At 71.3% G+C, this 8,141-nt stretch carries 7 protein-coding genes and 2 pseudogenes; 1 reads left to right on the top strand and 8 read right to left on the bottom strand.

All coding sequences use genetic code 11. The features are described 5' to 3' along the window. The 8 genes and pseudogenes from G5C51_RS37520 to G5C51_RS37485 all read right to left on the bottom strand — a co-directional run. Positions 1–232 (bottom strand): annotated as a pseudogene (locus G5C51_RS37520) (hypothetical protein); the annotation flags it as partial. Between the two features lie 5 nt (positions 233–237). Continuing rightward, positions 238–1,056 carry a carbohydrate ABC transporter permease gene (locus tag G5C51_RS37515; RefSeq protein WP_165244626.1) on the bottom strand — a complete coding sequence of 273 codons (819 nt, stop codon included), beginning with the start codon at positions 1,054–1,056 and terminating at the stop codon, positions 238–240. Beyond that, the gene (locus tag G5C51_RS37510) at positions 1,053–1,991 is read right to left on the bottom strand and encodes an ABC transporter permease subunit (RefSeq protein WP_165244624.1); all 939 of its coding nucleotides are present in this window, start codon (positions 1,989–1,991) and stop codon (positions 1,053–1,055) included. Before G5C51_RS37510 ends, G5C51_RS37515 begins: the two co-directional genes overlap by 4 nt. Further along, positions 1,988–3,310 carry an ABC transporter substrate-binding protein gene (locus G5C51_RS37505; RefSeq protein WP_240930192.1) on the bottom strand — a complete coding sequence of 441 codons (1,323 nt, stop codon included), beginning with the start codon at positions 3,308–3,310 and terminating at the stop codon, positions 1,988–1,990. Before G5C51_RS37505 ends, G5C51_RS37510 begins: the two co-directional genes overlap by 4 nt. Before the next feature lie 20 nt (positions 3,311–3,330). Further along, a complete protein-coding gene (locus G5C51_RS37500; protein ID WP_165244622.1) occupies positions 3,331–5,775 on the bottom strand; it encodes a GH116 family glycosyl-hydrolase in 2,445 nt (814 codons plus the stop codon). Between the two features lie 175 nt (positions 5,776–5,950). Further along, positions 5,951–6,676 (bottom strand): TSUP family transporter, encoded by a 726-nt coding sequence (locus tag G5C51_RS37495; RefSeq protein WP_338118449.1) that lies wholly within the window; start codon positions 6,674–6,676, stop codon positions 5,951–5,953. Then, positions 6,673–7,248: an RNA methyltransferase gene (locus tag G5C51_RS37490; RefSeq protein ID WP_165244620.1), complete on the bottom strand. Its 576-nt coding sequence runs from the start codon at positions 7,246–7,248 to the stop codon at positions 6,673–6,675. The genes G5C51_RS37495 and G5C51_RS37490 overlap by 4 nt, the downstream gene beginning before the upstream one ends. A gap of 57 nt (positions 7,249–7,305) precedes the next feature. Further along, the gene (locus tag G5C51_RS37485) at positions 7,306–7,674 is read right to left on the bottom strand and encodes a hypothetical protein (protein ID WP_165244618.1); all 369 of its coding nucleotides are present in this window, start codon (positions 7,672–7,674) and stop codon (positions 7,306–7,308) included. Positions 7,675–7,787: 113 nt separating this feature from the next. Between G5C51_RS37485 and G5C51_RS37480 the strand changes: the two are divergent. Continuing rightward, positions 7,788–8,141, top strand: a pseudogene (locus tag G5C51_RS37480) (hypothetical protein); the annotation flags it as partial.

The following is an 8,141-nucleotide window of genomic DNA, read 5'->3' as shown; positions in this document are numbered from 1 at the left end:
CCGCCAGCCCCGCCACCGCGGGCGTCACCAGCACCGCCGCCAGCAGCACCGACACCGGCGTCACGCCGGGCGCGAGCAGCACCACGGCGACCGCCGCCGCACACACCGCCGCCGACCCGCACAGCAGCGCCGGCAGCGCCGGCCAGGCGCCGCGCAGCGTGCGGACCAGGGCGCGGTGTTCCGCCGCCGACAACTCCCGTACCGCGGGCGCCGCCCGTACCACTGATGCCATCGCCGTCACCCCCGCAGCCCGGCCGACGCGATCGACGTGACGAAGCTCCGCTGGAAGATCAGGAAGACTGCCAGCACCGGCAGCACCACCGCCGTGATCGCCGCGAAGACCACCACCGAAGAGCCTCCCTGTCCGTTCTGCAGCGTCACCAGCCCGATCGGCAGCGTCATGTGCTCCGGCGTGCTCAGGAAGATGAGCGGGCCGAAGTAGTTGTTCCACGACAGCTCGAAGGTCAGGATCGTCATCGCCGCGATCGCCGGGCCCGACAGCGGGACGATCATCCGGAAGAGGATCCACAGATGCCCGGCGCCGTCGATCCGCGCCGCCTCATCCAGCTCCCGCGGGATGGTGTTGAAGTACTGGCGGAAGAAGAAGATCGAGAAGACATTGATCAGGGCCGGCAGCCAGAGCGCCGGCAGGCTGTCGACCAGACCCAGATTGCGCATCAGCACGAAGACCGGGATCACGGTCATCTGCACCGGCACCATCAGCGCCGACAGCATCAGCAGGAAGATGCCGTCCCGGCCGCGGAAGCTCAGCCGCGAGAAGGCGTACGCCGCGAGCACGCTCACCAGCAGCGAGCCCGCCGTGGAAATCACCGCCACCTGGAGGCTGTTCCACGCCATCCTCCCGAACGGGATGAGCCCGGGCACCTCGCCGAAGTTGTCGAAGGTGAACGGGTCCGGCACCCACTTCGGCGGCACGTCGAAGGCCGCCTGCTCCGCCGTGAGGCTCTGCCCGACCAGCCACACCAGCGGTGCGACCATCAGCAGGCCGACCAGCAGCAGCGCCCCGTACAGCGCCGTCTTTCCGGTCCTCGTCATTGCTGGTGCACCCACTTCCTGGAACCCCAGAACTGCAGCATCGTGACGGCCATCATCACCACGAAGACCAGCAGCGAGACGGCGGAGGCGTAGCCGACCTGGAAGGACTCGAAGCCCTTCTGGTACAGGTACATCACCACCGTCACCGTCGAGTCGTCAGGACCGCCCTGCGGCGTGATGATCTGCACCGGGTCGAAGATCTGGAACGCCCCGATGAAGGTGATGACCGACGCGAAGAAGATCGTCGGAGACATCATCGGGATCGTCACGTACCAGAAGATCTGGCGCGGGCTCGCCCCGTCCACCCGCGCCGCCTCCACCAGTTGCTGCGGCACCGTCTGCAGTCCGGCCAGCATGATGACGAAGGTGAAGCCGATGGTGTGCCACCAGTCGATCCCGATGATCGCGGGCAGCGCCCACGCCGGGTCGGTGAACCATCCCGGCGCCTGGAAGCCGATCTTGTCGAAGTAGTACGTGAAGATCCCGAAGGTGGGGTCGAGTACGTACTTCCAGAGCAGCGCGACCGCCGCCCACGAGATCACGAACGGGAAGAACAGCGCGGTGCGCACGAAGTACGACAGCACCCGGCTCATCACCTTGTTCACCGCGAGCGCCAGCAGCAGCCCGCCCGCCACATGGCTCACCACCGACGCGAGGGCGAAGACGAAGGTGTTGGCCAGCGCCTTGTACAGCAGCGGGTCGGAGAACATCTCGGTGAAGTTCCCGACCCCGTTGAAGGTGGCAGGGGTGAGCATGTCCCAGCTGAAGAAGGCGAGCACGATCGCCGCCAGGAACGGCCCCAGGATGAAGACGAGGAAGAGCAGCAGCGCCGGGCTGAGGAAGGCGTAGCCGGCCCAGTCCCGCCGTTTGGTACGGGCCACCCCCGCGGCCGGCGCGGCCGCGGCGGGTGTCCGCAGCGGGGCGACGGTGGTCACAGCAGCCCGCTCAGCTCGGTGTTCGCCGCCGTCAGCGCCTCCGCTACGGGCTTGGTGCCGGTGATCGCCGCCTGCCAGCCCTTCATGATGGCGGCCTGGACCTGGGCGCCCTGGTTGGGCGACGGGATCGGCGTCCCGTACGTGATCGCCTTCGGCAGCTCCTCCGTGCCCTTGGGCGCGTCGGTGGTGAAGCTGGCGCTCGCGGCGACGGACTTGCGGGCCGGGACGGTGGTGCCGCCGATCTTGGCGTAGAAGTCCGAGGCGTCCTTCGTCATCAGCCACTTGAGGAAGGTCCAGGCGGCGTCCTTCTTCTTCGACGCCTTCAGGATCGGCCAGCCGTCCCAGCCGACCGGCGAGCCGTGGCCCTTGTGCACCGGCCAGCTGACGATGTGCGTCTTGCCGACCATCTTGATCCGGCGCATGTCGACCGTCGTCCAGCGGCCGCCGGCGAGCGCGGCGAGCTTGCCCTTGGCGTACTGGCTGGGGCCGTCGAAGGTGCCGCCGGGCTTCGGCGACAGGCCGTCGTCTATCAGGCTCTTGACGAACGTGGCCGCCTCGGCGGCCTCCGGGGAGTCGAAGGTGCCCTTGTCCCAGGCGGCGTTGAGGGTGCTGGTGCCGTTGGTGAGCAGCCAGGGCATGAGGTCGAGGAAGGGGTTGACGTAATTGACCGGCAGCATGAAGGCGCCGGTCTTCTCCTTGATCTGCAGGCCCGCGCGCCGGAAGTCCTCCCACGTCCACTCATCGCCCGGCAGGTCGACGCCCGCCTTCTTGAACAGGTCCGTATTGAGGTACAGGCAGACGGTGTTGTAGCCGCCGGGCACGTAGTACGTCCTGCCGTCGGTGGAGCCGTACTTCTCGGTCCACCGCTTCAGCTTCGGGTCGACGTCCGCGAAGTAGGCGTCGACCGCCTTCTTGTCCCGCTTCAGATACGGATCGAGCGGCAGCAGCAGGCCCTTCGACGCGAAGAGCCGCTGGCCCTCCGTCGCCACCTGCACGATGTCGGGCACCTTGCCGCCGGCGATCTGGGTGGAGACGGTGTTGGCGAAGGTCGCCCAGTCCTTGGCGGCGATGCCGCGGGCCTTGATCTGGATCTTGGGGTGGACCTGGTTGAACTGCTCGAAGAGCGCGTTGAAGGACTTCTGCTGGGTGGCGTCGCCGAGATAGACGAGGCTCAGCTCCCCGGTGGCCGCCCCTCCCCCGCTGCCGCCGGAGTCCCCGCAGGCCGCGAGGGCGGAGGCGGCAGGGACCGCGGCCGCCGCGGCAGCGGTCATCCGCAGGGCGCTGCGTCGTGTGAAGTGCGCCGGTGTCGTGGCATCCATCGTTTACGTCTCCGTCCCGATCAGTTCTCTCGCAGCACGACGGCGAACGGCTCGCCCTCGTGCGTCCCGCGGAAGTCCGCCCGCCCGTCGCCGACCTCGACCACGCCGAGAAGTCCTCCCGCGATCACCGGCCACCGCCCCGGCAGCGGATCGAGCTCGATCGTCCGCGCACCCGCGTCGACCACCGTCCGCGGCCAGGCGTGGGCGAGGCCGAAGGAGGCCATGGAGCGGACGTAGTGGTTGCCGCACTCGACCTCGTTGAAGGGGTTGCGGGCGCGGCCCGAGTAGCGGCCGCGGACGTCCTCGACGAGGTGCTCGGCCGTGTCCCGGTCCCCGTGCGCGGCCAGGGCGACGGCGGCGGTGTACTCCAGGCCCGTCCAGACCTCGTTGCAGTACGGGAAGGGGCGCTCCGGCCGGCCGCCGTGCGGATACGTGCAGTTGAGCAGCCCGTGTTCGTCACCGAGCGCGTACGTGCGCAGGTGGTTGAAGTGGGAGTGGAACTCCTCCCGGTGGTTGTGCCGCACGATGCTGCGCAGGGCGGTGGTGACGTGGGCCGTGTCGAGCCGGTCGTCGAGCCCGCCGAGCCGGGCCAGCGCGTGCCCGGCGAGCTGGTCGCTCATGCAGCCGGGGCCGATCTGCAGGTCCGGGTTTTCCAGATCGTCCGAGCCGACGTCCGGATTGTCGCCCGCGTAGCGGATCCGGAGCCCCTCGGCGATACGGTCGGCGGACCCCGGCGGCAGCACCTTCTGGCCGTAGAACTCGCCGTTGAACAGTGTCTCGTCGGTCCGCGCCGCCCCGCTCGCGAGCACGTCGGCGCAGGTCTTCGCGAAGCCGTCGTCGCCGACGGCCGCCGCCATCTCGGCGCAGGCGGCGAGCGCGGCCAGGTACCAGGACTGGTTGACGCCGCTCGGCCCGTAGTACTCCACGTCGGACGTGCTGTGCTGGCAGCCCTCCATCAGCCCGTCCCGGTCGGCGTCCCAGCCGAGCGGAATCCAGGCGAACTCCAGCGCCCGCCGGGCCCCTTCCCAGTACGTGGCCAGCAGGTCGTCACGGCCGGTCAGCCGCCAGGTGCGGTGCAGCCGCACCAGCGCGCCCATCTGCCCGTCGGCGGCGGCGATCCGCCAGCCGGTGCCCTCGGTGGCGAGCGGCAGTCCGGCGCGGAAGCTCATCAGGCCGCGGTCGTCGAGCGAGTGGACGAACTCGACCTCGCGCATCGTCCAGGCCAGGTCGGGGAAAAGCTGCTCGAGCGCGTACTGGTAGTTCCACACGTGCGTGCAGCTGCCGTGGCAGGAGCCGTGGTCGGTGTTGCCGCCCTCCCAGGCCAGGAAGGTGCCGTCGGCGATGCGGAAGCAGGTCGGGGACTTCAGCACGGCGGCGTTCGCGAGCACGGCGTCCTGGACGACGGCGGGCAGGTCGCTCGACGTGATCGTCTCCACGTACGCGCGGGTGCGCCGCTCGTACTCGCCGAGCCGCGGCGCGGCCTGCCGCACGACGTCGGCGGCGTCGGCGAAGCGGGTGGCGTAGTGGTTGCCGATGACAGGGCCGCCGTGGCCGTAGTCGGGTGCGGGGGCATGGTGGTGGGTCCAGGCGCGGCGGTTGGGGAAGTGCCAGGCGATCAGGAAGGTGAAGTCCGTCTCGGCGCCGGGTTCGAGCTCCTTGGTGACGACGAGCGAGCCGGTGGGCACGCGGGCGCCGTCGTCCGGGTGGTCGAGCCGGCCGTCGTCGCTGAAGTCGTCCCAGAAGTCGAGGAGTGAGTCGCCCCAGGAGCGGCGCGCCCAGGTCAGCCGGTGGCTGCCGACCGGGTCGCCGACGGCGGCGAGGGCGAGGGTGCCGTAGGACTCGGCGTCCGCGGCGACCTCGCTGGTGCCGCCGGCGAGCACGGTGAGCCCGTCCGCGCGCAGCAGCTCGAAGGAGTTGCCCGCCGGCAGGCTGCCGTCGAGGCCGCGCCCGGCGATGTGCTGGAGGCTGCCGCAGACGCTCACCTGCAGCGGCTCGTCCGAGGTGTTGCGGATGCGGGTCCGGTGGACGAGCAGCGGGAGTCCGCTGGCGTCGGCGTCGCCGGGGATCAGCGGGTTGTACGCGGACACGGTCGCCTCGATCGGCAGCGCCGGGTCGCTCATCAGCGCCTGCCCGAAGGGGTACGCGGCGGCGAACTCGCCGTCGCGGAAGCGCGGCAGCCCGTGCAGCGCGGAGGGGCTGCCGTGCGGGCCCTCGAACTCCCCCTCCAGCAGGGACGCTTCGAGCACCCGGGTGACGGCTCCGGACTCCCCTGCCGCCCGTACGGCGAAGAAGGAGTCCGCGGCGCAGCCCTTGGCGGGCCGGTTGAACAGCTCCCAGTCCAGCAGCTGTCCGCGCCCGCCCAGGCTGACGCAGCCGGTGCCGATGCCACCGACGGGCAGCGCGATCCGGGCGCGGTCCGCGCCGCGGTAGCGCCGCACCACGGGCCAGTCTTCGTTCGTGTGCATACGGGAGGACTCCTGGCGAGAAATCGATTTCTGCAAGGGAGGACTAGACCATCCCTGCGGTACGGGAAATGTGTTGACGACTGAGGGCTCGCTTGGGTCGGATGCTTCACCAAGCGTGCAATCGATTTCAAGACCTCGTCACGAACTACTTTGTTCGTCGGCCATCTTCGGGCGCTCACACCAGCCCGGCGAGCCCCTTCGCCAGCGTCGCCACGCCACCCGTCAGCGCGAGCAGCAACAGCAGCCGGCGGGCGGGCCGTTCCGGGATCCGGTCCGCGAAGATCCGCCCGATCAGGCCGCCGGCCACGATGCCCGCCGCGATCAGCCCCCAGGCCGTCCCGCTGAGCGTCGGCGGCCCCTTCGCGGCTACCGACAGGGCGTTGACCACCACCCCGTAGAAGAGCGCGTTCGGCACGAACTGCCGCGCCGTCCAGCCCGCGTTCAGCGCCCACAGCGAGATGGCCGGGCCGCCGACGCCGGCCGACGAGTTCATGAAGCCGCTCGCCGCGCCCGCCGCCATCGCTCCCCCGGTGCCGTTCAGCCCCGGCAGCCGCACACCGCGCATCACCAGCAGCACGGCGCCCGTCACCACCGCGCCCATCCCGCTCAGCAGCAGCGGCTCGGGCAGCCGGTGCGCCACCCACGCGCCCGCGGGCACGGTCACACCGGCCGCCGCGACGAGCGGCACCATCACCTGCAGCCGCACCTCCCGCCACACCGCGCCGAGGCCGAAGAGGCTGAGCGCCGCGGAGGCGACATTGGACAGCGAGACGCCCTCGACCGGCCCGAGCAGCAGGACGAGCGGCGGCACGCACAGCAGCCCCAGCCCGATCCCGGCCACCCGCTGCACCACCGCGCCGATCACCAGCACGCCGGCCACGACGGCGTCGGGCCAGGTCACAGCAGTCCCGCCAGCTTGTACAGGACGAGCGACCCGGCGACGGCGACATTGAGGCTGGCGCCGCTGCCGACCATGGGGATCTCCACGACCTCGTCGAGGAGATCGAGCGCCTCCGGCGGAATCCCGTACTGCTCATGCCCGAGCACCATGACGGTCCGCCCGCGGGCGGCGGGCAGATCGCCGAGCCGGGTGGCGTTCTCGGCGAGCTCGACGCCGACGACGCGCGTTCCGTCGTCGCGTTCGCGCTGCCGCTGCAGCCAGCCGGCCGGGTCGCCGGTCCAGTGCACGCAGGCGGGTCGGCGCAGGGTGTTGCCGCGGGCCAGCGCCTCGGGCACCCAGGGGAAGCGCGGCACGGTCAGGCAGGCGCCCACGGCGTCACAGGTGCGCAGCAGCGTCCCGAGGTTGGCGCCGTGCAGCGGCCAGAGCGGGGCGGCGTAGAGATGATCCCAGCAGCGGTGGGAGCGCGGGCGGCGGGTGCGGCGGATCTCGGCGCGGGTGCGGGTGCGGACGGCGCGGGGTGCCGGGGCGCGGTCGGAGAGGTGGGCGCGGGGCGCGCCGTTGCGGCCGCTCATGCGAGCGGGGAGTTGGCCTCCCGGGAGCGGCGGGACTTTGTTGTATACGTCATGTAGTCATCGTACGGGCGGGGGCGGTCCGTTGAAAGTGATATCGCCGCCGGCCTGGAAAGTGTGGCCGCTGACCTGGGCGTTGCCGGAGATCTCGTTGCGCACGGACGGGGCGGGCCGGTGCGCCCGCGCCCAGTCCTCCAACGCGCGGTGGAACTCCGGGTCGGCGGCGGCCCGTTCGGCGATGCGCTCGGCGAGGCCGCGGACGGCGGCTTCGTCGCCCGGGTCGACGAGCTCGGCCTGGACGACGTCCTGGCCGTCGCCCCGGCCGCGGCGGAAGAGCCCGACCAGCGACTCCCAGCCACGCCGGCCCGCCTCGCCGGCGGCTCCGGAGGCGGCGGCGGTGACCAGGGTTGCGATGGCTGCCGGGTCCATGGGGGGAGGTTAGCGGGGCGGGTACGATCGCCGCCATACCGTCTTGAGACGTGTGGGATTCGGGGCGGGTTCAGGGGAATTGAGGCGGTACGCACCGGCCGAAAGTAGGATGGATGGTGGGTAGGAGCCGGGAGCCGGGAGCCGGGAGCCGGGAGCCGGAAGCCGGAAGGGCGGCGGCTGCGCGGCGGGTGCTCTTCGTCGTCCGTAATGCCGCGACGCTGCACCGCCTCCTCGACGTCCTCCCCGTCTTCGCGGGCGACCCCCGCATAACGCCGCTCTTCACCCTCGCCCCGGGCTCCGACTACGACACCGGCGTGCTCGCCCGCCTCGACCGCGAAGGCGCCCGCACCGTCCCCTGGCCACCCCCGCGCAAGTCCTGCGACCTGGCCATCTCCGCCAGCCGCAACGGCCCGCTGCACGAACTCGACGCCCCACTCGTCCTCCTCCCCCACGGCGCCGGCTTCAAC

It is taken from the genome of Streptomyces coryli, assembly GCF_011044975.1.
GTDB classification, from domain to species: domain Bacteria; phylum Actinomycetota; class Actinomycetes; order Streptomycetales; family Streptomycetaceae; genus Streptomyces; species Streptomyces coryli.
Note: the sequence above shows the minus strand (reverse complement) of the source record. Positions and strands in the feature narration are given on the sequence as shown.

Coding starts and splice junctions, on each gene's coding strand:
- G5C51_RS37515 (WP_165244626.1), bottom strand. CDS start 1,056: ATGACGAGGACCGGAAAGACGGCGCTGTACGGGGCGCTGCTGCTGGTC.
- G5C51_RS37505 (WP_240930192.1), bottom strand. CDS start 3,310: ATGGATGCCACGACACCGGCGCACTTCACACGACGCAGCGCCCTGCGG.
- G5C51_RS37500 (WP_165244622.1), bottom strand. CDS start 5,775: ATGCACACGAACGAAGACTGGCCCGTGGTGCGGCGCTACCGCGGCGCG.
- G5C51_RS37490 (WP_165244620.1), bottom strand. CDS start 7,248: ATGAGCGGCCGCAACGGCGCGCCCCGCGCCCACCTCTCCGACCGCGCC.
- G5C51_RS37485 (WP_165244618.1), bottom strand. CDS start 7,674: ATGGACCCGGCAGCCATCGCAACCCTGGTCACCGCCGCCGCCTCCGGA.